24 protein-coding genes are annotated in these 22,342 nt (G+C 41.9%); 21 read left to right on the top strand and 3 right to left on the bottom strand.

Going from position 1 to position 22,342, the window contains the following annotated elements:
- The first annotated feature begins 2 nt into the window (after positions 1–2).
- The 10 genes from flgK (at position 3) to flgA (ending at position 8,735) form a co-directional block, all read left to right on the top strand.
- Positions 3–1,379, top strand: coding sequence for a flagellar hook-associated protein FlgK (flgK, locus tag ACRQQK_RS00440; RefSeq protein WP_457509323.1), 1,377 nt, complete (start codon positions 3–5; stop codon positions 1,377–1,379).
- 12 nt (positions 1,380–1,391) lie between these two features.
- Complete coding sequence (gene flgL, locus ACRQQK_RS00435; RefSeq protein ID WP_457509321.1) at positions 1,392–2,297, top strand: flagellar hook-associated protein FlgL; 906 nt, start codon at positions 1,392–1,394, stop codon at positions 2,295–2,297.
- Between the two features lie 6 nt (positions 2,298–2,303).
- Positions 2,304–3,137, top strand: a complete 834-nt coding sequence (locus ACRQQK_RS00430; RefSeq protein ID WP_457509320.1) for an OmpA family protein — start codon at positions 2,304–2,306, stop codon at positions 3,135–3,137.
- Between the two features lie 51 nt (positions 3,138–3,188).
- Positions 3,189–3,533 (top strand): flagellar hook-basal body complex protein FliE, encoded by a 345-nt coding sequence (locus ACRQQK_RS00425; protein ID WP_457509457.1) that lies wholly within the window; start codon positions 3,189–3,191, stop codon positions 3,531–3,533.
- An 18-nt stretch (positions 3,534–3,551) separates the two neighbouring features.
- On the top strand, positions 3,552–5,243 hold the full coding sequence (fliF, locus tag ACRQQK_RS00420) for a flagellar basal-body MS-ring/collar protein FliF (RefSeq protein WP_457509318.1): 1,692 nt from the start codon (positions 3,552–3,554) through the stop codon (positions 5,241–5,243).
- Positions 5,240–6,259 carry a FliG C-terminal domain-containing protein gene (locus ACRQQK_RS00415; RefSeq protein WP_102962636.1) on the top strand — a complete coding sequence of 340 codons (1,020 nt, stop codon included), beginning with the start codon at positions 5,240–5,242 and terminating at the stop codon, positions 6,257–6,259. Before fliF ends, ACRQQK_RS00415 begins: the two co-directional genes overlap by 4 nt.
- A 12-nt stretch (positions 6,260–6,271) precedes the next feature.
- Positions 6,272–7,300, top strand: coding sequence for a hypothetical protein (locus ACRQQK_RS00410; RefSeq protein ID WP_245879047.1), 1,029 nt, complete (start codon positions 6,272–6,274; stop codon positions 7,298–7,300).
- A 64-nt stretch (positions 7,301–7,364) separates the two neighbouring features.
- Positions 7,365–7,643, top strand: a complete 279-nt coding sequence (locus ACRQQK_RS00405) for a flagellar biosynthesis anti-sigma factor FlgM (RefSeq protein ID WP_102962635.1) — start codon at positions 7,365–7,367, stop codon at positions 7,641–7,643.
- Positions 7,643–8,062, top strand: coding sequence for a flagellar export chaperone FlgN (locus ACRQQK_RS00400; protein WP_457509316.1), 420 nt, complete (start codon positions 7,643–7,645; stop codon positions 8,060–8,062). The genes ACRQQK_RS00405 and ACRQQK_RS00400 overlap by 1 nt, the downstream gene beginning before the upstream one ends.
- Positions 8,055–8,735 carry a flagellar basal body P-ring formation chaperone FlgA gene (flgA, locus tag ACRQQK_RS00395; RefSeq protein WP_457509314.1) on the top strand — a complete coding sequence of 227 codons (681 nt, stop codon included), beginning with the start codon at positions 8,055–8,057 and terminating at the stop codon, positions 8,733–8,735. The genes ACRQQK_RS00400 and flgA overlap by 8 nt, the downstream gene beginning before the upstream one ends.
- Positions 8,736–8,804: 69 nt before the next feature.
- Here the strand turns inward: flgA and ACRQQK_RS00390 are convergent, their stop codons facing one another.
- The 3 genes from ACRQQK_RS00390 to ACRQQK_RS00380 all read right to left on the bottom strand — a co-directional run bounded on the left by ACRQQK_RS00390 (position 8,805) and on the right by ACRQQK_RS00380 (position 12,752).
- On the bottom strand, positions 8,805–10,889 hold the full coding sequence (locus ACRQQK_RS00390; RefSeq protein ID WP_457509312.1) for a flagellar biosynthesis protein FlhA: 2,085 nt from the start codon (positions 10,887–10,889) through the stop codon (positions 8,805–8,807).
- A gap of 246 nt (positions 10,890–11,135) precedes the next feature.
- On the bottom strand, positions 11,136–11,429 hold the full coding sequence (locus ACRQQK_RS00385; protein ID WP_457509310.1) for a hypothetical protein: 294 nt from the start codon (positions 11,427–11,429) through the stop codon (positions 11,136–11,138).
- Entirely contained in the window at positions 11,430–12,752 is a 1,323-nt protein-coding gene (locus ACRQQK_RS00380; RefSeq protein WP_457509308.1) for a motility associated factor glycosyltransferase family protein, read from the bottom strand. It lies immediately after the preceding gene.
- 389 nt (positions 12,753–13,141) lie between these two features.
- Between ACRQQK_RS00380 and ACRQQK_RS00375 the strand changes: the two genes are divergently transcribed.
- The 11 genes from ACRQQK_RS00375 (at position 13,142) to ACRQQK_RS00325 (ending at position 22,342) form a co-directional block, all read left to right on the top strand.
- Positions 13,142–13,696 (top strand): type II secretion system protein, encoded by a 555-nt coding sequence (locus ACRQQK_RS00375; protein WP_457509306.1) that lies wholly within the window; start codon positions 13,142–13,144, stop codon positions 13,694–13,696.
- A 189-nt stretch (positions 13,697–13,885) separates the two neighbouring features.
- The gene (gene lafA / locus ACRQQK_RS00370; protein WP_457509304.1) at positions 13,886–14,734 is read left to right on the top strand and encodes a lateral flagellin LafA; all 849 of its coding nucleotides are present in this window, start codon (positions 13,886–13,888) and stop codon (positions 14,732–14,734) included.
- A gap of 184 nt (positions 14,735–14,918) precedes the next feature.
- Complete coding sequence (locus tag ACRQQK_RS00365; RefSeq protein WP_457509302.1) at positions 14,919–16,079, top strand: hypothetical protein; 1,161 nt, start codon at positions 14,919–14,921, stop codon at positions 16,077–16,079.
- 152 nt (positions 16,080–16,231) lie between these two features.
- Positions 16,232–17,083 (top strand): lateral flagellin LafA, encoded by an 852-nt coding sequence (gene lafA / locus ACRQQK_RS00360; protein ID WP_457509300.1) that lies wholly within the window; start codon positions 16,232–16,234, stop codon positions 17,081–17,083.
- Positions 17,084–17,285: 202 nt separating this feature from the next.
- Complete coding sequence (locus tag ACRQQK_RS00355) at positions 17,286–18,032, top strand: hypothetical protein (protein WP_457509298.1); 747 nt, start codon at positions 17,286–17,288, stop codon at positions 18,030–18,032.
- A 106-nt stretch (positions 18,033–18,138) separates the two neighbouring features.
- Positions 18,139–19,476: a flagellar filament capping protein FliD gene (gene fliD / locus ACRQQK_RS00350; RefSeq protein ID WP_457509296.1), complete on the top strand. Its 1,338-nt coding sequence runs from the start codon at positions 18,139–18,141 to the stop codon at positions 19,474–19,476.
- Between the two features lie 9 nt (positions 19,477–19,485).
- Positions 19,486–19,878 (top strand): flagellar export chaperone FliS, encoded by a 393-nt coding sequence (locus ACRQQK_RS00345; protein ID WP_102964349.1) that lies wholly within the window; start codon positions 19,486–19,488, stop codon positions 19,876–19,878.
- A gap of 7 nt (positions 19,879–19,885) precedes the next feature.
- Positions 19,886–20,173 (top strand): hypothetical protein, encoded by a 288-nt coding sequence (locus tag ACRQQK_RS00340; protein WP_457509294.1) that lies wholly within the window; start codon positions 19,886–19,888, stop codon positions 20,171–20,173.
- Positions 20,174–20,175: 2 nt separating this feature from the next.
- Positions 20,176–21,177 carry a flagellar hook-length control protein FliK gene (locus ACRQQK_RS00335; protein ID WP_457509292.1) on the top strand — a complete coding sequence of 334 codons (1,002 nt, stop codon included), beginning with the start codon at positions 20,176–20,178 and terminating at the stop codon, positions 21,175–21,177.
- Between the two features lie 4 nt (positions 21,178–21,181).
- Entirely contained in the window at positions 21,182–21,646 is a 465-nt protein-coding gene (locus ACRQQK_RS00330; protein WP_102964352.1) for a flagellar basal body-associated FliL family protein, read from the top strand.
- Positions 21,647–22,342: a sigma-70 family RNA polymerase sigma factor gene (locus ACRQQK_RS00325; RefSeq protein ID WP_457509290.1), complete on the top strand. Its 696-nt coding sequence runs from the start codon at positions 21,647–21,649 to the stop codon at positions 22,340–22,342.

Raw genomic sequence — 22,342 nt, 5'->3', positions numbered from 1 at the left:
ACATGAGTATGTATAACATTGGCTTATCAGGTTTAATGGCGAACCAAGTCGCCATGAACGTGACAGCGCAAAATACGGCAAATATGACGGTAACCGGCTACACGCGCAAAGTTGTCGAACAAGCCACAGTCGTCTACGGAGGCGCAGGTAATTACGGTGCAGGTGATGGTGTAACGGTAGCAAGTATCCGTCGAGTTTCTGATCAAGCGGCTATCGAACGTTTACGCACTGCGGGTCAGGAAATGCAATACAACCAGACTTATATGGTTGGCATGCAAGGTATTGAGAACGTTCTGGGTATGGAAGGTTTGAATATCAGCACTGGTTTTGATGAGTTTTTCGCAGCACTGGATGAAGCCACCTTGAGCCCAGAATCACTGGTTTACCGTAACCAAATTCTCGCAACGGCTGGCAGTTTAGCGTCTCGTTTCAACGGCACCATGGGGCAAATTGAAAACGAACTTAGCACTTTGATGCGAACTCAAAATCAAACCATCGAAAGCTTAAACAGCCAGTTGGATAACATTGCCAAACTGAATGAGCAGATTCGTAAAGCGTCAGGTTCAGGACAGGATATTGCGAGCCTGCAAGACGCATTGGATCTGCAGTTAAATGAGATTTCTAAATCGATTGGCGTGAATGTCCTGACCAAAGAAGACGGTACAGTAGAGCTATCCACCAAATCTGGTCAGCCGTTGCTCTCTGGTCAGAGTGTTGCTCAAATTAGTGTCAATGAAGCAATGGGCGGCGCTTACAATACCGACCTTGTTTTAACCTTTAATGGTCAGTCTGTTGCTCTTAACGATCCGAAAGGCGGTGAGTTGGGCGCAATTGCCGATCTGAAAAATGATCAGTACTTCCCGATTATGGAAGATATCAACAACATCGCAGCAGGGTTTGCTGATGCGGTGAACTCCATTCTCACATCTGCGGGTGCCACTGATCTTAACGGTAACGCGGGACAAGCATTGTTTACTTATGACCCAGATAACCCTGCGAGTTCTTTAAACCTGACCGGTATTACAGCGGAAGAGTTAGCATTGTCTGGAACCGGTAGTATTGGTGATGGCTCTTTTGCTACAGCACTTGCGGATTTGGCGAATCAACCAATTTCTATCGGCGGCTCAAATATCAACGTATATGACGCTTACGCAAAAATTAATGGTTATGTCGGTGTCGCCACTCAGCAAGCTCAAAACAACTTTAGCACTGCGTCTATCAGTATCAGTGAAGCGCAAACTGCTCGCGACAGCATCAGTGCGGTAAGTTCAGACGAAGAAGCGGCGAACCTGATGATGTATATGAATGCGTATCAGGCCAACATGAAGGTTATCTCTACTGCTAGCCAGATGTTCGACACCGTCCTCAACTCATTCTAATCGGAGACTATTATGCGAGTCACAGATTCACAATTTACCACTATGATGACGCGATCGATGATGAACTCAAACGTTGAAATCAACCGTGTCGCAGAGCAAATCGCTACAGGTAACAAAATTAACAGTTTGTCAGATGACCCAAGTGGTTCGATGAAACTGTTAAGTCTGGATAAAACCATTTCCAGCTCAGAGCAATATTCAAGCAATATTTCCAATGTGCAGTCAAAGTACAGCGAATATGAAACGTATCTGATGTCGGTCAATGAACTGGCTCTAGACGTGCATGACCTGTTGTTGCAGGCGAATAACGCCACAGTAGGTGAAGAATCAAGTGGCGGTATCATCGCAGAGCTTGAGTCGTTGAGACAGCAAGCTTTAGACACCTTTAACAAGAAGTCAGATGGTATCTACATTTTCTCTGGTACTGACGTGTATTCAGAAGCGATTATTGTCGATGATTCAACGGACCCTGTGAGCTATTCATTTGGTGGCAACGCAGATCACCGCAACACCAAAATCAGTGAAGATGGTTCAATGAACAGCAACTTTACTGTTCAAGAAACGCTTCAAGGTAGCTTGGATTTCTTTACAACATTAGACGCTGCAATTGCCGAATTGAAAAATCCAACAGCGGATAAGAATGCCATTCTGGGCGCTGCGATAGACAGTACTGATGCCACTCAAAAAAGCGTTTTAAATACCGTGACTATTCTGGGTGCAAACTATAACTCTCTTGACCGAATGGCCGTTAATAATGCAGATGCTGCTCTGTACGCGGAAACGGTAAAGACAGATATCAATGCATTAGATTATGCAGAAGCATCGGTTCGTTTGACTGCAAGTATGAACACATTACAGGCATCGCAGTCGGTGTTTGCCAAAGTAATGACCAGTTCATCATTGTTTGACTTGATGTGATTTTGTATGAAATACCAAGCCTTAATAACGGCAGCGCTTTCAAGCGCTGCTTTTGTCTCTAATGCTGCTGACTACGTTGTACCTTTTGATGAGGTGCAATGGAAAGCGGTGAATGATGGTGACACCTGTTACCTCTCAGTAGAAGACTCTCACTCAGGCATCAACGCCAAGTTTGATGTGGTTGCGGGTAAGCCTATTTCACTCGTGATTTCCGGACGTAGTGTTGGCTCATTTAACGACAGTATGGTGATTGAAACCGAGCCACCAGTTTGGGGGAGCGCTCTGTATGAATCGACCATGGTGAATGAGTTCATCCGCAAGAAAAAATCGGCAGAAGTCACTCAAGGGGCAGACTTTGTCTATCGTGACGTAATGAGCGGTGCTTGGTTAACGGTACGTGATGATTTTCATAGCGTCACTTTCCCAACGGCTAACATGCACAGCGCAACTGAAACCTTTCAAAGCTGCACAACAGCATTGCCGCCAGTCAGTTATCAAGAGGCGCGTAAGACGGTATTTAACTTCAAATCTGGTGCACTAGCGTTGACGGAAGCACAACGTGAACAATTGTCTGAAATCAGTGAACTGGTGCTGTTCGATAAGCGCATTAAGAAGGTCATGATCAGCGGTCACTCGGATAGCCACGGAGATACGGTGGTGAACTTGAGTGTTTCAAGAAGACGTGCTGATGATGTGGCTTATTGGATGATGTTGGCTGGGGTTCCAAAAGAGAAAATGGAACTGAGAGGGCATGGCTCTCGCTACCCAATTGCCACCAATAACACAGCAGAAGGGCGAGATAAAAACCGCCGAGTTGAAGTTGAACTGGTTAGAAAATAGAAAAAATGTACGCTTTTCAAACAGAAAGGTGTAAGGAGAAAAGTTTTGGAAATGACTGCTATTACTGGGGTTGAACAATCAATGATCAATCGCTTGAATGAAAACCAAGCGATTACTCAGAACCCATTAACTAAACTTGTCGAAATATCTGATAGTCGCGTAGGAATGTCCTCAAGCCTCGGCTTTGGCAGCACATTAAAAGGAATTTTTGATACTGTTGACGCTCGCCAAAAGACTGCTGAAGCAAAGATTTCTGCAGTTGAACTGGGTCAAAGTGATGATCTTATTGGCGCGACAGTGGCTGCGCAGAAAGCGCAGCTTTCTTTTTCAGCATTAATGCAAGTTCGAAACAAGATGGTTACGAATTTCAATGACATCATCAAGATGTCTGTTTAGTGACGATAGGCGTTATATATGGCAAATGAGAAAGGGGTTACGATCGTAGCTTCTAATGCATCCGACAAATTACAATCTGCCGTGGAGAGAGTAAAGTCGTTCTGGAGCAGCTCGCAACGTAATGTTGTCATAATCACAATATTTTCAATGATCTCAGCTGCGATCATTGTCGTCATGTTATGGGCGTCTGCGGAAGAGTTCCGCCCGCTTTACAGTACTTCTTCAAACTATGACTCTAGTCAGGTACTGCAACTTTTAGATCAATCTGGGCTCAAGTATGAGCTAAACAGCGACAGCGGCCAAATCATGGTGCCAAGCAATGAGGTCGCAAAAACAAGGATGATTCTGGCTGCAAAAGGTCTAAAGCAGCAATTGCCAAGTGGCTTTGATACGTTAGCAAGTACAGATTCATTGGGCGAAAGCCAATTTATGGAAACCGCTCGCTATCGCCATGCTTTAGAAGGTGAGTTAGCGAGAAGTATTGTGACTATGGAATCTATCGCGGTTGCACGTGTGCATCTGGCAATTCCTAAAGCATCACTGTTTAAACGTAAAGACCAAGAACAAGCTCGCGCTTCTGTGATGGTTCAGCTTATTGAAGGTATGGATCTTAAACCTGGTCAGGTCGATTCTATCGTTAACTTGGTTTCAGGTGCTGTGATTGGTCTGAAGGCTGAAAACGTACGTGTAGTTGACCAATACGGTCGTCTGTTATCAAAAGATACTTCACTCGATGACTTAGCGATATCGACCAATCGCCAAACAGATTACCGCCGTAACATTGAAAAGCACTTGGTGTCACAAGCATCAGACATGCTTACGCCTATCTTGGGTGCTTCGAATTTTCGTGTTCAGGTGTCTGCAAAGGTTGATTTCTCGAAACGTCAGGAAACAGAAGAAACCTACGGCACACCCGTTGTTCGAGCTGAAACATTAATGAGCGATGAGAATAACGGCAGCTTAGCTTTAGGTATTCCGGGAGCACTAAGCAATACACCTCCTGTCACTGACCAAGATACGCAAAATCAGGAAGGACAGACGAACAAAGCCAAAGCCAGCCGCAATGAATCAAAGCGTGAATACGCCGTGAGCGGTAAAGTTACCCATGTTCAGCATCAGCAAGGTATTGTCGAAAAGCTAACGATTTCAGTGATCGTCAATGAGAGCATGGCTGGTGAAGCCGGTTGGTCTGATGCAACATTAGAACGAATGCAAAACGTCGTTCGTAGTGCCGTGGGGTATGAAGAAGAACGTGGCGATGATATCTATGTCACTAGCTTCCCATTTGTTGCCTCAAATATGCCAGATGCAGAACAAATGGCTTGGTACAAAGACCAAGATATTCTGCAGCCAATCAAGTATCTGCTTGGTGCGCTGGTTGCCGCACTGCTAATAGTACTGGTGCTTCGTCCTCTGGCTCAGTACCTAACTAAAACAGACGGTTCTGATCTTGAAGAACTACCCGAGGGGCTGGAAGTCGGTTCTACCGGTGAAATGGCTGCTCTAAGCTCTAACAGTGCGACTGCGGTTGCTGGATTAGAAAATAAATTGGATTCACTTGCACTAGACGCTGCAGGTATTAAAGCCATGGATGACAACTTACCAGAGTCAGACAGCCCGTTAGAAGTTCAGATTCAACATCTGAAGATGATCGCTCAAAACGATCCGAAACGAGTCACTGAAATTCTGAGAACGTGGATGCATGCATGAGTGAACAAATAGAAAATCCAAGTAATGCCCATCAAACGGTTGAAGGTGTAGCGCTACTCATCTTGACTATGGGCGAAGATATCAGCTCTGAAGTGTTGAAAGGTTTCTCACACGACGAGATCAAGCGTTTGGCTCATTCGATGAGCAAAATGAAAGATATTAAAGCCAATGATGCATTGCGTTCTATTGTCGGTTTCTTTGAAGACTTTCGTTCGCACTCCGGCATTATTGGTGGTACTCGTCAGTATCTAACCAATGTTCTCGATAAGACGTTGAATGGCAACTTGGCGAAAGACCTAGTCTCGGAAATCTACGGTGATGAAATACGCACTCACGCTGAGCAATTAGCGTGGATTCCCGCTGATATCTTAGTGGAAGATTTACGTCATGAGCACATTACGATGCAGGCACTGCTGATTGCTCACTTACCTTTGGATTATGCGTCTAAGGTGCTAGAGCAATACACAGTAGAAGAGTGCAATGAGCTTATTTATCAGATTTCTCAAACTCAGGTTCTGACATCCGGGATCACAGAGACGTTGAAAGACCTGATTGCCCGTTGTAAAGAAAATTACAACGATGGCGCGCCTCAAACTATCAAAGGTACCAAAGTGGTGGCAGACATTATCAACCGTCTACAGGGTGATAAGGCAGCAATCTTTGAATACCTTACACAGCGTAATGAGAAGATGGCTGAAGAGATTCAGGAAGCGATGTTCGACTTCTACTCTCTGTTTACTCAAAGCCAAGAAACTATTGATGCCATTAACAATGAAGTGACCATTGAACAATGGGCATTTGCAATGAAAGGTATGCCTGAAGAAAATCGTGCTTATATCTTCAACACCATGCCGAATCGTTTGGCAACTCAGCTAAAAGAAAATATTCAACGTATCGGAGCGGTACCTGTTAGCCAAGTGGAAGGAGCCCGTAAGGAAATTCTGGACATCGTACGTCGTCTGCAAAGCGAAGGTGTGATTCAGCTCAGCATTTCTAACGAAGTTCGTTTGTCATAAGGTTAGGTTTCAGTGCGCTCACAGACGATATCTAACTCTAATTCTACCTCTCCTCTACGCGGGCAAACCACTGCAAACGTAGGGGCAGGGCGTTTATCGAAAACAGAAAAAGCCAGTTCAGTTAACAAAACCTCTTCGGCAAATATGCTCTCTCAGCATGCTTTGAGTCGTTTGAAAGAGCGCCCAAGGTTAATTGCAGAGTTAGCGGATACTCACCGTTCTGTGAATGGTTTGATGTTGGCTGTTGAACAACTGAAGAGAATTGCCCGCTCAGCGGTAGAAATTAAGCGATTGGTTTCTATGGGCGCGGAGACTGCTGTTGACCTGAACAGTGTTGATATTCACAAGCGCGAAATTATGAACGCGGTGAATAGCCAGCATTTTGGGCGACACATCATTGATTCGTCTTTTGCTCCGGTTACGACCAACATTGCAGAGATTGATTTTTATGTCCCAGGGCTAGATTTGGTGCGCGAACGTCTAACCAACGAACTGGTTACGCTCTACATCAATAATAAAATGATTCCTTTGGCATTCGATCGTGTTGAGTCTGACCAAGGTCTTTTTGAACAATTCTCGGTCATGTTTTCCTTAGGTCAAATGCGATTACGTCGTGATGACGAGAATGGTTTGATTATCGCTATGCCGGATCATATGTGGCGTAAATGGGATCTTAAAATTTTTATTTCCGGTCAGGGTGGTCGTTACCCAGAAGGTAATCCGATTACGGTCAGCGCACTGACGCGTTATCCAACCGTGGAAATGATCACTATGCTTGATATCAGAGCTAACGATGCCTTGGAGGCAATTGAGCGTGTTATCGCTCGCGTAAATGAAATGCACAGCCATGCAGTGGAAATCCTTAACTCACAAAGTCATCTTGCGGATAAACTCATTGGCTACTGTCATAAAGCTTCGGATGATCTTGGGCAAAACATAAAAGCATTGTTTGCAACGAATGGTACTTCCGCATTAAAGGCCATTCAAAAGCACTATGTCGGGCCAAACAGAGAAAATGTCGTTTCTTTAATAAAAAAGTGAAATAAAACTTAAAACATTGCCGTAATGTATTATTGAAGAGAATACAGATAGGTAGGAGCCAACCATGAAAATTGAAAATAGTAGCGCGTTATACAGTGTTCAAGACGTACAGAACGTTTCTCGTTCTGCTGACCTGAATAAAGCTGAAATGGTTGCTCCGGCTAAACAGCAAGTAGACATCAATATGCACGAACAAAATATCATTGCGGAAGGTAGTGCATCATTAAAGGCAATGGATGACGTTGATTTGGCTCGAGTGGCTGACATCAAATCACAGATTGCCGATGGTAGCATAAAATTTGATATGGGAGAGTTAGCTCAGGTGTTAGCTAACTTACGATAATGGATAAAAAAGAACTGCTAAAGTTATACTTTCAAGCAACCGTTGAAAGCGCGAAAATCGCTAAAACATTATCTGCTACGCTGGATGATATCCGTCAATTCAGTCTGAAATTCGATCACGAGAAGGTGAGCGAATATAACCAGAAAGCGACGGATTTTAGTGAGTCCCTGCGTAAGTTGCACTTTGAACGTAAAGAACTGGCAGGCAAATTAGGTTGTAATCACAACCGCTATGCCACTGAACTTGTTCATAGAATGAGTGGCAAAGCTCAAGAGACAATTAAAAAAGCAACGGATGAACTTCACGAGCTGGTTTTAGAGTGTCAAAACAAAACTGAGTTACATACTCGATTAGTGATACAGCAGCAGCAAGTTATTCAAGATGCGGTTGAATCTCTGCGAGTCGAGGTGAATGCGTAACTCACTAGTCCCCCTATCTCTTTTGTTTGCCTGTGCTCCCGCATGGGCAGACTCTGCACAACTCCAAATAGAATCTTATCTGTCTCAAAGAATCGAAGCTGCCGTTACTGGGCAGTTTCCTGCTTTGCAAAACCTGCAAATTAATTTCCGTATCGCCAGCGCTGTGAAAAATCTTCCTGCTTGTGAACAACCTTTGTTTTCAGATAAAGCAATGGGAAGCTACCTAGGTTCAGAAACCTGGTGGGTAGAGTGTGGTAACAACTGGCGAATCAAAGCGGTGACAAACGTCAGCGTAGATACCAAGGTCGTGAGTACTAAAGGCCCGTTACGCAAAGGACATAGAATTGAAGCCAGCGATGTAAAACTGGATGTGGAGACGCTAAGTCTCAAAGGTACCGTTTATCAGCACATTGAAGATGTGGTGGGAACGAAACTTAGACGTTCAGTAAAGGCGAATCAGGTTCTCACTCGTCGCTATGTGGAATTAGAGTACGCGGCGACCAAAGGTCATCATGTCATTATTTCATTCCATTCAAATAGCTTTTCATTGGAGATGGAAGGTATAGCTTTGGAAGATGGTATGGTTGGTGACCGAATTCGCGTTATGAATTCAGAGTCCGGCAGAGAGCTGAGCGTTACCGTCACTGGCGAAAACAAAGTGGAACAAAATTAGTCTGCATTTTTATTTGGATAAAAAAAAGCTTCTCATTTGAGAAGCTTTTTGTGTATTAGTGTTCATCACCTAGTCGATTTGTCCCAGAGGATTGATTTGATATTCGTTAGGAATTTCATTAAACGACAGAATAATCAACCCCTTGGCAAATGCGCGAGCCAGTTTGCTGACAATTGGGCGGGCCATTGGTGTCACTAACAATACCGGAGTCATACCTTGTGCCTGCATCGTTTGCACAATGGAAGGCATACGGTTCTGGAACTTCTGCAGCAGTTCAGGAGCCAACGGTACGCCATCGAGCGGTGTGTTTGGGTCGTTTTGCTGAGCCAGCGTAATCCCTGCTTTGATGTCCTGTTCAACTTGTCCGCCCAACGTAAACACATTCAACGACTTAGAATACGGTGACACCAAGTTCAAAATCGTACGCTTTAGCGCAACACGAATGTTCGATGAAAGCAGGATAGGATCTTTAATCTTGTCGCCACTTTCTATCAGGGTGTTGGCAATAGTACGGATGTTGATAATCGGCACTTGTTCAGCAAGTAACTGACGAATCACCATCATTTGCAAGTTAGGTGTGAGCGTTGTTGATAAACTCTCTGCCAGCTCTGGGTGCTCGTAAGCGAGGCGTTTGTTCAACGCTTTCACGTCGTCATAGTTAAATATTCCATCCAGATGTTCGGTGCACACTTTACTTACGTGTGTGGCAATCACATCGTGAATGTCGATAACCTGGAAGCCTAAGTTAATCGCTTTGGTTTTATCTTCTTTAGATACCCAAAGCGCGGGTAGGCGATAAGCTGGGTCAACGCCCAATGTGCCGTCGATGTTGGCAGACGTAACACCCGGACCTACAGCCATCAGCATATCTGGATACACTTCACCGCGTTCTATTTCATCACCATCGACAAAAATAACGTACTCAGCAGGTTTGAGTGCTAAGTCATCGCGAATCACGACTTCTGGGATCACAAAGCCAATTTGTTCACTCAGTGTTTTACGACAGCCACGAATACTCTTTAACAAAGAGTTTTGTTCTTTGTTAGTAACGAGAGGGACCAGTTTAAACCCAAGGCGTAAAGCAATCGCATCGACGGAAGGAATAATTCCCCAATCTAACGGGTGATCTTTCAGTGATGTTTTTTCTAAAGGTGCTTCAACCTCAGCTTTGGTGAGGTCCACTCCATCATCTTTTTGGCTTTGCCGCCAAGCGACGAAGCCAACGGTAACACTGAAACTATAGAAAGCGAGGTGAGGCATGTTCGGTACACTACCGATAATAAACATCACACCAGCGGTCATATACAGCACTGAAGGTGAAGCAAGAATTTGCTTGTTGATCACCTCAGCCATGTCGTTCTCGTTATCACTGATACGAGTTACGATGATTGCTGCTGAAACAGCAAGTAATAGCGATGGGATCTGAGCAACAAGGCCGTCACCGATGGTCAGTAGTGCGTAGGTTTGGAAGGCTTCGCTAACGGTCAGACCGTGTTCAAACATACCGATCAGTACACCACCAATCAAGTTGATGAACAGGATCATCAAACCTGCGACGGCATCACCACGAACGAACTTACTCGCACCATCCATTGCGCCGTAGAATTCCGCTTCATCACCCACTTCCTTACGGCGGGCTCGAGCTTGTTCTTGATCGATGTTTCCTGAGTTTAAGTCGGCATCGATCGCCATCTGTTTACCCGGTAAAGCATCTAGGGTAAATCGAGCCGATACTTCTGAAATACGTTCGCCACCTTTGGTGATAACCACAAAGTTAATGATCATCAAGATAACGAATACAACGATACCTACGACGTAGCTACCGCCGATTACCACTTCACCGAACGATTGGATAACCTTACCGGCAGCGTCGCCACCGTTATGACCTTCAAGCAGTACGATACGGGTAGAGGCAACGTTAAGTGTTAGACGAAGTAAGGTTGCAATTAACAGCAACGAAGGGAACACGGAGAAGTCGAGAATTCGTTTAACGGTACTACTTACCAGCAAGACAACAATGGCCAGCATGATGTTAAAAGTGAAGAAACCATCGAGCAACAATGCCGGCAACGGTAAGATAACCATCGCCAGTATCATCAACAGCACGAGCGGGATCGCGAGTTTAGAGTTAAATATCTTTAAGCCTTTTAACATGTCTTAGGTTCACTAGTTAGTGTTTACTTTCACGACTAAGCAGCATGAAAGATAAGAAAATAAGGTCAGATATTTTATTTTTATTAGTGAACGCAAACTATCAGACATTTCCGATAATGCCTGTAGGGGGCTGCGAGAATTTGCCCGCTGACGGTTGTCTAGCGTAGATAATGAAGGTTCGTTAGAATTTGAATTAGGTTGTAGATGGAGAATCTTACAACCTACTCCATATTTTTACAGTCGAGCTTAGTTTTGAGCAGAATCTTGAGCTTCTTGAGCTAACAAAGAATCAAAATCAGGGAAGTTTTGGATGAGTTCAAACATGATCATGTCTGCGAGGCCTGTGAAATCGCACTTTTTTACTATCTCATTTAACTTCGCTATGGTTTCGTTTAAATAGGTAGCTTGTTGCAAATTAAGAGGAAGCAAAGACAAACGGCGTAAACACCCCTTCAATAAATAGCCGCCTAGGGTATGGTCATTTCCATAGTAGGCTGTTGCAGATTGTTTTAGTGTTATTTCAATATCAAAATCTTGCATTTACTTAGCCTCATCTTCATAACGCGCACCGACAATTCTTGCACCTAAGCGACTCATATTAATAAAATCTATGTGAGGGCATTGAGCTATAAGATTTTCAATGCCAGAGCAGAACATGCGATATGTGGGCTCTGATTTAATCATTTCACCATAGCCATTTTCCACAGTTACACTCATATCCAAATCAAGGCTCTTTTCAGTTGAAGCATGAATTTTATCGCCAGGAAAACCAAAGTCACAACCTATGTAACGGATCGTTTCAGCGCCAAACAAAATAGCCATGTTTGTCATTGGATGAATTACTGAACCGAAAACGCTCATGCGATATTTAGATGGTAGCTTCTCGTTAACACTATCGAACGTTTCATCGACCATGTGACAGTAATACTTCTTACCTTTCCACCGTTCAAAAATTTCTTTCTGTATGCGACTGCTACCGATTAGAGTTGTTGTCTTTGGTAACTTATCGAAATGGATGGTTTGTGCTGAAATCGTAGTATCGATAACAGTTAAAATGTCTGGCTTAATTCCGTGTTTAAGTAGAGCCCTTAATGCTGTTGATGGAGCCATAAACAGCGGGCGGTTTGGCAGTTTAGCTAAAGCCTTTACATCTTCTATATGGGCATCAAGAGAAGGTCCCGCACCAATACAAAGCACGTCTTTAAATCGGTTGTTTTCGATCAAATGGTCGATTACATGCATTTTTTTAAGAAGAGGATAATTTTCTTCATCTATGCTTAAAAGCTTCTTCATTGAATCTGGATTTGTATGGGAACGATTCACTGAAATCACGAGTAATCTATTTTCAATCCTATGCACTATCCAGTCTAAATTTGAACGTGAATATTTTGCGATATGCAGGTCTGAGTTAATAACAAAAGTACTGTTTCCGAACAACCCTACATTAAGGATTGGGTTTATGTTACTCATATCTTTATGTACATAATGTAACTCTATGCGTTCATCAGCTAACCACATTTTAGGCATTAATGTTAATACCAGTTTAATAATATCCAAGTTGTAGACATATATGTGGATTTTTTCCAAGTTTTTATCATTTAGTAATACTTCAGGTACCGATCCGATACCAAATCCCCACATATGATAAGTATTATCAGAAGTCATGCAGCGGTAAGCCAGGGCTTCTTCTACGGGATCGTAGGCACTACTTAGCTGTATGCCATTTATCGATAGTGTTGCAAACAATCGCTCAACGACTTCAAACTTCAGGTGGTCGATGCTATGGGAGTCGATTGCTTCGGCTAATTTAGGGAATCGGTGCTTCAATATTGCGATGTTGCTGTTATAAAACTCTGTACTCATAAAACCTTCGTATTGATGTTTAATGGTTTATATCAATCATCAACCACACTAAATCTGACTGACGCCGTGCTTATTAGTAGCAAGGGAAATATCGATAAACGGCCTAACATTTTATTTTTATGAGCAGGGAAAACCATCAGACAATTCTGATTGTATGTTCGTATATAGAAGATGTTTCTTGAAAGCAAATATCGCTGTCACTTTATATTTGCATGACTGTTAACAGAGGGCGGTATCTATAAGTAGGAATGATGGATGACAATGGATTTGACTAGGCTTAATTGGGTGTAAGTCTTGGATGACTTTAACTAATCCGCAAGATTTTTAAACGCTCTTAGAGTAAAAAAACGCTCTCCATTTATTTTGGTGTGTTGATTGAGAGCGAGTGAATGAAAACGGCAAAGGGTTTCACATTAATTGAGTTGGTTATCGTTATTGTTATCTTAGGCATACTAAGTGTGACGGCTGCGCCGCGCTTTCTGAACTTACAAGATGATGCAAAAGCCAGTGCAATGAAAGGTGTTAAGGCGTCATTACAGTTAGTTGTTGACGGCGTGTATTTTAAATCTGTTATTCAAGGCACTGATGGACAGAGAAAAACAGAAACCGATGTCAACGGAATCTCCATACGCACATACTACGGTTATCCTCATGAAATATGGGACGATAAGTTGGAACATCTAATGGACAATAGTTTTTCTTATCTAGGTAATGCATATAACAACAACAGTCTTTTTGATACCACCTGTACAGAAGCAGTATGCGTTATTGACCAAATACAACTAAGTCGTTTGCTTTCTATTAGTACAACAGCTTATGCCCTTGCTTTTCTGCCCAAAGGTCACTCTCTTCGCACTAATTGCGCAGTTGTTTACTATTTTGTAGTTAATGATGTTGAAAAATATTCTGACGTACATATTGAAACGCTAGATAGTGGTTGTTAATAACGACTTAGAATTGATAATTCGTTATTGTTCTGGTGGGTGATTGTAAGAATAATTATTTTTTGTGTAGGGATATTCTGTTAATCATATAAATTGAAATTTTCCTGAAATAAAAAAAATCAGTTTGCCGTAACTAATTTGTGAAAGGGATACGAAGGTATCTAAATAATTTTCTAAGAGGTACATGATATGGCTATTTCATTACATACTAACTACGCTAACCTAGTTACTCAAAACACGTTAAACAGCACAAACAACGCACTTTCTACTTCAATGGAGCGTCTATCTACTGGTTACCGTGTAAACTCAGCAGCAGACGATGCAGCGGGTCTTCAAATTGCTAACCGTCTAGAGCTTCAATCTCGTGGTATGTCAGTAGCATCACGTAACTCTCAAGATGCAATCTCAATGATGCAAACAGCAGAATCTTCAATGGATGAGATGACCAACATCGCATACCGTATGAACGATCTTGCAACACAAGCGGCGAACGGTTCGAATACCAAAGAAGATCGTGCTGCTCTAGATGCTGAATTTAAAGCTTTAGCAAACCAACTTAGTGATATGACGACAAACACTAACTTTGGTGGTCAGAAGCTGCTAAATACCGCAGATGGTGTATTTGCGAAGAGCTCGGTAACTTTCCAAACGGGTTCAACTAAAACTGAGACCACTAACGTTAATGTAACTAGTTCGTTAACTTCTTTAAATGCGGCAATTACACAATTTAAAGGTACTATAACTATTTCTTCTGCAGCGAAAAGTCAAAGCGCTATGGCTGCGCTATCTAGCTTCATTAATGTAGTAGGTGAATCACGTGCAGCATTTGGTGCTCAAATCAATAACCTTGAGCACAACATCAACAACCTAGCAAACATGACAGAGAACCTAGAAGCATCGAAAGGTCGTATCATGGATACAGACTTCGCATCTGAATCAGGCAACATGTCTAAGAACCAAATGTTGATGCAATCTGGTGCGCAAATGCTAAGTGCAACCAAGACAATTCCACAACTAGCGATGTCAATGCTAGGCTAATGTGAATTAGCTTTTGGAGCAGAGAAGCCAGCATTTATTGCTGGCTTTTTTTTGGGGTAAATTAATCCTTGTAGGTGTAATTGCAATATTTTGTAAGGCATTTCTTTGGTGGTTTTTTGTGAGGTTTGTTCCAAAAATATATTGGTATACTACCTGAAATTTCTTGCAACCAATGTATCCGCTGATGAAAAAAATTGTTGTTCTAAAGGGTAGTTCTCAATTTGGGGCTCTTAGAACGTTCGCTGACGAAATTGTAAAAGGCTTTGAAGAACTTAGTTGTCAATGTACTGTACTTGACCTTCTAAAAGAGACTGATGAGTTAAATAACAATCTAGATAAAATTGAAGAGTGTGATTTTATCTTTACCTTTAATGGTGTGGCGGTAGCAAGTCAATCGTTCACTCAATATTTAAATAGTCAAAAGAAAACTGTTATCAATTTTTATGTTGACCACCCTTATTATCACGAAGAGAGAATTTGTAGTGGACTTGAACATTGTATCAATATATTTGTGTGTAAATCTCAACTAACAAGTGCAAAGTATATTTCTAAAATAGAAAAGGATTTAGTTGCATATATCCCTCACGGTGGTCTGAAGTCTTTGGATTTTTTACCGGGAAAATCACAGTATGAATCTAGACAAAATAGAATTCTGTTTTCTGGTTCTTCAAATTTAACTGATGCAGATCGGCCTTGGTCTAATGAACGACCTTCAGATCGAGTTTGCGATGAAGTTTATGAGCAAATGTTATTAGGATTAGGTTTTGAAGACGCGTTTGATGTGGCAGAGAACAAAGTAGGCCTGTCATTTCATAACCGTGAACACAACTTAAATTTACGACGCATTGTATTTGCGAATGTAGTTCCATACATGAGAGCAAGAAACCGATTTGAAACTGTTAAACAACTGGTTCAATCTGGTGTTCCTGTTGATATTTATGGAGATGAAAACTGGACATCAATAGCTAAAGTTTTAGGTGTTAATTACAAAGGGATGCTACCAATGGAAGAATTAGTCAGTAGATTTAAAGACTATAAGTTCGTGGTTAATGACTTTTGTGCTCATCCTTATGGTAGTCACGAAAGAATTTCAAATGTGATGTTAAATGGCGCGTATTTGATAAGCTATGAAAGTGAATTTTTGAAAAACTTTCCTAGTGAGGGCTATTTGTCATTTAATGCTGAAAATATGAACACTCTTTCTGAAAGAATAAAAAATTTGTCTGGTGCCGAGTTATTCAATGCCACATTAGATAATTTTAAACTTGCAGGTGAGCATCAATGGTATAAGCGTTCAAAAGACATTGTTGACTTATTTGATTTATATTCAGCTATAAATCAATAAACCTACATGTTATTTCCTACAAATCTTGTAGGTAAGTTCTGTTGGTGTGCTGTTTGTAATGTTTTTTGAAATAAATAAAACTAGGTTGCCGTAACTAATTAGTGAAAGGGATACATGAGTATCCGCAGCTAAATTCCTAAGAGGTGCATGATATGGCTATTTCACTACATACTAACTACGCAAACCTAGTTACTCAAAACACGCTAAACAGCACAAACAACGCGCTTTCAACGTCAATGGAGCGTCTATCAACAGGTTACCGTGTAAACTCAGCAGCAGACGATGCAGCGGGTCTTCAAATCGCTAACCGTCTAGAGCTTCAATCACGAGGTATGTCAGTAGCATCACGTAACTCTCAAGACGCAATCTCAATGATGCAGACAGCTGAATCAGCAATGGATGAGATGACCAACATCGCATACCGTATGAACGATTTAGCAACTCAAGCATCTAACGGATCAAACACAGCGGACGACCGCGCAGCATTAGACGCAGAATTTAAAGCACTTGCAACACAGCTGAGTGATATGACGAAAAACACTAACTTTGGTGGTCAGAAACTGCTAGCTTCATCTGGTGGTGTGTTCGCTTCTGGTTCAGTAGTTTTCCAAACTGGTTCAACTAAATCAGAAACTACAACTGTAGATGTCAAAACAGAGCTAGGCTCTTTAAATGCAGCAATCACTAAGTTTGCATCAACCGGTTTTGGTATTTCTACGGCTGCAAAAGGCCAAAATACTATGTCAGCAATGTCTAGCTTCATTAATATTGTTGGTGAATCTCGTGCGGCGTTCGGTGCTCAAATCAACAACCTAGAGCACAACATCAACAACCTAGCAAACATGACAGAGAACCTAGAAGCGTCTAAAGGTCGTATCATGGATACAGACTTCGCATCTGAGTCAGGCAATATGTCTAAGAACCAAATGCTAATGCAATCTGGTGCTCAAATGCTAAGTGCAACGAAGACAATTCCACAACTAGCAATGTCAATGCTAGGCTAATTTAAAATTAGTTCTGAATGTAAAAGCCAGCGCATGTCGCTGGCTTTTTTATATTTCTAATGCTGGCTAAGAGTTATTACAATTTTTTGTGGGAATATTCCTTAATCATTGATTTGAATGATCTAAGCGAAATAAAGCGATTGAATAGGTCGTTATAAATAAGTGTAGAAAAGCTGATTTAACCATTTAAAAGGAAATTATCATGATTATTTCTGTCCCCACTAATAATCAAGCTTATCTCACTACTCAGAATATCGTAACTGCGGATGTGAATAAGCCTAGTACCGCTGTCAATAATATTGATGAACGTGTGAACGCGGTTGTCGATGACAACGAGCAAACAAGCATCAAAATTGCCGATCGTTTAGCAGAGCGTTCGAATTTACCAGCTTACCAACAGAAAGAAGCGCAAAACACTTTAGCTCATATGCAAAATACTAAGAGCGTTTTATCTGAAATGGAAAGTGTAGCTTCACAGCTAAATGAAGCGATCGACCAAGACGATGCACAAGGTAACGAAAAAATAGCTCAGTTACGGGCTCAGCTAAAAGACTTAAATAAACAGCTGAAAGACGCTCATACACCTGAAGCTTCTGGTTTTTCAACATCGGCTACAGGCGAAGAAAAAGAGGTAAAGGTTAAGTTCAACAGTAGTGAAATATCATCCATTGCTGAAACGTTAAGCAAAATCGAGTTAACGGAAGATTCTAAACCTATCGCGAAGCAGCATTTATCTGGCGATGCCGGACTGATGAGCCAATTGGCAAAAACTCGCGCCGAACTTGATACACAACTGCAAGATGCATATGCCTCGCACTCAACAGCTGATAGCCAAAGTGTGCAACAAGCAAGTACTGCATCCAAAAGTACCATGCTGGAGCCTAATGGAGCTCAACAGCTAGCGGGAACGCAGACAACACCAGAGGTAGCGGTTTCAATCCTAAGCTAATTCCTACATAGGAATCAGCAGGGGTAGATATTACCACTTTGGCTAACGCCCTATCATATAAATAGAAAGATCTGTCATAACGGTTGAGCCGTTTTTGGAGAGAATTATGCAAATCGATGCCTCAGCATATGCTGACCAACTCGCTTATTACGAGGTTTATGCGGCTCAAAACCGTTACTCAACACAGTTGAGTACTCTGCAAAGTCAAAACAGCATGCTCGGTAAAATCGATAATGCTTTGGATGCGTTAGATAACATCCTGTACAAGTTTACCAAGCCGAAAGGTACGCTCGCGCAAAGTGCAGTGACTCAGTCGAGTGAAGAGTTTTTCTCGGTAAATGCTGCAGGTTACGCAAAAAATATCAACATGGATATTTTTGTAGAACAGACGGCAGCATCGCACCAAATAGCAGTTAACGCGACGGGTACTGTAACTTCAGACATCTTTGCGGTCGCAGATGGTAAAACAACGCTCACCGTGAATTTTGATGGTGTGGACAAAGAAATCACACTGGGCGCTGATGCTGACGATGATGGCGACGGCAATGTCTCTTATCAGGAAATGGTTAATTACTTCAATAAAACCATGGATGGTGGTGTTAGCGCTTCGTTAGTTCGTTCGAGCGGAGACATGAAACTGCTGTTTAGCTCTGAGGAAACGGGTGTTGCAAATCAGTTTACGGTAACAGCGTCACATGCAGATAGCGGAGAACTAGACGCTTTTACAACCACTAACCAAAAAGTGATCAAAGAAGGGCGTGATGCCATCATCTGGATGGGAGATTACGGCTCTGGTATTGAACTGAGTAACAGTACTAACACATTTGAAAACGTTGTGAATGGTGTCGATATCACTATCACGAAAGCGAATGCTGCTGGTGATGATACGACAAACTTCTCTATTGGACCTGATAGCGCAGCGACCATAGAAACGTTAAATGAATTTGTAAAAGCATTCAATGACGCTTTAAAAGTTCTTAATGAAGCAACTCAGTCGGGTAGCGAAACTGAGCAGCGTGGTGTACTAGCTTCTGACGGTTCGATTCGAGGCATTGAGAATCAACTGAAGAATTTAGTTCGTACTTCATACAATGGCGTAAGTATGTTCGAGGTAGGCTTATCACTCAATAAAGAAGGCGAGCTGGAACTCGATGCAGAGAAGTTTGACGAGGCCTCTGAACTCTATGATTTAGACGCAATATTTGTTGGTGAAGGTGGTCTGTTCAAAACTATGGAATCAACCGTTGAAAAATACGCTGATTACAACACGGGTTCTCTAAAAACGAAAAAAGACCGCAATGCTCTACAACAAGATCGCGTTAACGATAAGCTCGATGAGCTTGATACGAAATATGATATGTACTACAAGCGCTATCTCTCTCAATTTACGAATTTGAACAACATAATGTTCTCAATGAATTCAGTTTCAACACTATTTGCTTAAAGGTAGACAATGTTACTAGGTAATCAACAACAAGCGGCATATAGCAATGTGCAGATTCAAGCTAATGCTTCGGTTTCAAATACCTTTGAACTGATTTGCATGCTGCATGACCGTTTAGCTATCGAGCTAGACACGATTGTGTTTGCTATTGATGAGAAGGATTTCCTAAAGAAATCAAAGTCAGCACAAAAAGCCATCGACATTTTGATGGCTTTAGATGCGTCTTTAGATTTGGACAATCCTAATGAACTGATTGAAAACATCCATAATCTTTATGAGCACAGCATTGCAACTGTGTTTAAAGGCTCTAAAGATTTAGATACTCAAGTGATCAAAGACCTGAAACAACCACTGGCGGATTTACGCGAAGGTTGGGAAGGGGCGATGAAGCTTTTGAGCTAATTAGATTATGAATCAGCAAGAATTAACCAAATTGTTGGCTTTTTATCAACGTGCACTCAATGAGCGCAGCGTTGAAAACATCGAGCGCAGCGTAAATCTGTTGCAAAAGCATCTACCCGCTGTGGACCAAACAGCAGAAGTGAACCTGGGCGTGCTTGCAAAGCTCAAACAGGTTCACCTAGAGGCAACTTTGTTTATTCAAAATGAAAGGGATCTCGTCAAAACAGAAATGGATAGCTTAGGTAACAATAGGGCAAGAGACTTTGCCTATCAAAAAACGCAATTAAGTCGATAATTATGATTAATGGTTTAAGCCATAGTTCTACAGATACAACTACACTCGCAGAAGGCTCCGTGCTGAATGCCAAGCAGGGATTCAGTGATAGTCTCCCTTCAGGCACTATGGCACAGAGCTTTGCTGCTTTACTTTCGGGGACCGAATCTGAAACTTTAAAGTTCGAGTTGGGCGTAAGTGCAACGGAAGCCGAATCCGGTGACACTATTGAGTTAGTTTCAACGCTTGCAGATGACGCTACTGCAGAGATGAGTGACGATTCAGTTGCATTGACGGCAGCACCTGTTGCGACAACACACTTAGCAAACGTGGCCAAAGATCCTTCAGTATCCGTGTCTTCATCAGCGAAAGACTCTCTCGTATCAGCAGTTTCAAACGTGGTAAGTACCAGTGCCTCTCTGACAACCGCTCAGACTGCAACTAATCAATTGGCTACGAGTTCGCAGGTCACACAAAACGTAGTGGATAGCAGATTGATTGATGTTGCTGCGGTAAAAGATCAGACGGTATCCGCTGATGCACTGTTAAATAATCACTCTCAACCTGCTCGTAGTGAGCTTAATGCTAACTTGCAGTTTAGAGCGGTTATGGATAAATCCCTTTCAGCGCAGGAGTTAGGTGAGCGTTTAAGTGCGACGATTGCAGACAAAGTCAGTGTTCAGATCAATGCAAAAACACCCACAGCGACTATTCGTTTAGACCCGCCAGACCTTGGTAAAATCGAACTGGTTGTGAAACTCGATAATGACAAACTTCATATTCAAATCAATGCTTCATCCAATACAACTCGCGAGTCAATTCAGATGACATCGGATCGCCTGAGGGCAGAGCTGGTTGAGCAAAACTTTTTAAATGTCGACGTCTCTGTTTCTGGTGATCAGCAACAAAACGCAGAGCAGGACTATTTCGTATCAAGTGATGAATTTATGGTTGTAGATAATTCTGCAGGCCTTGATTTAGATACGGTACAAGATATCGATAACAATGAATTAGCAAGAGCGTAATATTATGAAAATTGTAATCGCGGTATTAGCATCCGTATTATTAACCGTTGGCGCAATTATCGGTTTAAGTTTCGCAGGTATTAATGTTGGTGGTATGTTCGCTGGTAACGCTTCAGAACAACAAAAAGTAGAAATAATCAAAGATGCGCCTCAAAACTTTGATTTAAATACACCAACGGTTGAGGTCCCATTACATGGAATGTTAATTCCTATCACTTTTTCTAAGCGTCAAAGCCTGTTGTTGTTAGATCTCTATTTATATACACCGGAAAGTAATGAAGCAGAGTTAAAAACTCATATTCCTAAGATTAAAAATCAAATCTTGAAAGTATTTAGCTTGAAACCTGCAGAATATTTCCGAGATGAAATGTTCATTTTGAATCTTCAAGATGATTTGGATTACATGTTTAAAAAGGAAAAACAGTGGCGAGTTAAGGAAGTTTTAGTCACCAAAGCGGTATATCAATAAATGTTGCTAGGTAAACAAGCGTACCAAAAGACGGAATTGCAGCCCACAGCTCATAGGCAAGCTATAGAGTCTGCGGCCATTCAGTCTAATCTGCCATTGATCAATCGTTCACTGAAGCGATACAGAGGAGCAGTAGACGAAGATACATTAGAAGATCTGCGTCAAACGGCTTTGATAACGTTTGTTACTGAGCTGCGTAAATTTGACCATATTGTGAATGAAGACTTCATTAAGTCGGTCACTGTGAGAATGCGCGGAGCCATCATAGATGAGCTTCGCTCTCGCGATTATTTAAGTCGTGACAACCGAACGCTGGCGAACAATATCAAGAAAGCTGAATCGGCTCTTATGGGGCAGCTTGGCCGCACTCCAAGACAGTCTGAAATTTGTAAAGTGCTTAATATTACAGCGCAGGAATATCTAGATGCGATGTCAGATCTTGTATTAAGTGATGATATTGAACTGTATGACAGTGTTGATAATTCAGAAGAAGATAATAAAGAAGAGCAGGCGTTATTTATTCAACAAGAGTTGGAGAAATTACCTGAGGAAGTTCAGCGTGTTATGTATTTAATGTATGTGATGGGGTTAAGTACTCAGGAAACCGCACTCGCTCTAGAAATAAGTGAAGTTAAAGTTCACAGATTAAAACATAAAGGTGTCGAGGTAATTAAATCTCGAGCGGAGAGAATTTAG

Source organism: Vibrio sp. C8 (assembly GCF_054051265.1).
Note: the sequence above shows the minus strand (reverse complement) of the source record. Positions and strands in the feature narration are given on the sequence as shown.

Coding starts and splice junctions, on each gene's coding strand:
- lafA (WP_457509300.1), top strand. CDS start 16,232: ATGGCTATTTCACTACATACTAACTACGCAAACCTAGTTACTCAAAAC.
- ACRQQK_RS00335 (WP_457509292.1), top strand. CDS start 20,176: ATGATTAATGGTTTAAGCCATAGTTCTACAGATACAACTACACTCGCA.
- ACRQQK_RS00405 (WP_102962635.1), top strand. CDS start 7,365: ATGAAAATTGAAAATAGTAGCGCGTTATACAGTGTTCAAGACGTACAG.
- ACRQQK_RS00325 (WP_457509290.1), top strand. CDS start 21,647: ATGTTGCTAGGTAAACAAGCGTACCAAAAGACGGAATTGCAGCCCACA.
- flgA (WP_457509314.1), top strand. CDS start 8,055: ATGCGTAACTCACTAGTCCCCCTATCTCTTTTGTTTGCCTGTGCTCCC.
- ACRQQK_RS00330 (WP_102964352.1), top strand. CDS start 21,182: ATGAAAATTGTAATCGCGGTATTAGCATCCGTATTATTAACCGTTGGC.
- ACRQQK_RS00385 (WP_457509310.1), bottom strand. CDS start 11,429: ATGCAAGATTTTGATATTGAAATAACACTAAAACAATCTGCAACAGCC.
- ACRQQK_RS00430 (WP_457509320.1), top strand. CDS start 2,304: ATGAAATACCAAGCCTTAATAACGGCAGCGCTTTCAAGCGCTGCTTTT.
- ACRQQK_RS00380 (WP_457509308.1), bottom strand. CDS start 12,752: ATGAGTACAGAGTTTTATAACAGCAACATCGCAATATTGAAGCACCGA.
- flgL (WP_457509321.1), top strand. CDS start 1,392: ATGCGAGTCACAGATTCACAATTTACCACTATGATGACGCGATCGATG.
- ACRQQK_RS00355 (WP_457509298.1), top strand. CDS start 17,286: ATGATTATTTCTGTCCCCACTAATAATCAAGCTTATCTCACTACTCAG.
- ACRQQK_RS00415 (WP_102962636.1), top strand. CDS start 5,240: ATGAGTGAACAAATAGAAAATCCAAGTAATGCCCATCAAACGGTTGAA.
- ACRQQK_RS00340 (WP_457509294.1), top strand. CDS start 19,886: ATGAATCAGCAAGAATTAACCAAATTGTTGGCTTTTTATCAACGTGCA.
- ACRQQK_RS00345 (WP_102964349.1), top strand. CDS start 19,486: ATGTTACTAGGTAATCAACAACAAGCGGCATATAGCAATGTGCAGATT.
- ACRQQK_RS00400 (WP_457509316.1), top strand. CDS start 7,643: ATGGATAAAAAAGAACTGCTAAAGTTATACTTTCAAGCAACCGTTGAA.
- fliF (WP_457509318.1), top strand. CDS start 3,552: ATGGCAAATGAGAAAGGGGTTACGATCGTAGCTTCTAATGCATCCGAC.
- lafA (WP_457509304.1), top strand. CDS start 13,886: ATGGCTATTTCATTACATACTAACTACGCTAACCTAGTTACTCAAAAC.
- ACRQQK_RS00365 (WP_457509302.1), top strand. CDS start 14,919: ATGAAAAAAATTGTTGTTCTAAAGGGTAGTTCTCAATTTGGGGCTCTT.
- fliD (WP_457509296.1), top strand. CDS start 18,139: ATGCAAATCGATGCCTCAGCATATGCTGACCAACTCGCTTATTACGAG.
- flgK (WP_457509323.1), top strand. CDS start 3: ATGAGTATGTATAACATTGGCTTATCAGGTTTAATGGCGAACCAAGTC.
- ACRQQK_RS00425 (WP_457509457.1), top strand. CDS start 3,189: ATGACTGCTATTACTGGGGTTGAACAATCAATGATCAATCGCTTGAAT.
- ACRQQK_RS00390 (WP_457509312.1), bottom strand. CDS start 10,889: ATGTTAAAAGGCTTAAAGATATTTAACTCTAAACTCGCGATCCCGCTC.
- ACRQQK_RS00375 (WP_457509306.1), top strand. CDS start 13,142: ATGAAAACGGCAAAGGGTTTCACATTAATTGAGTTGGTTATCGTTATT.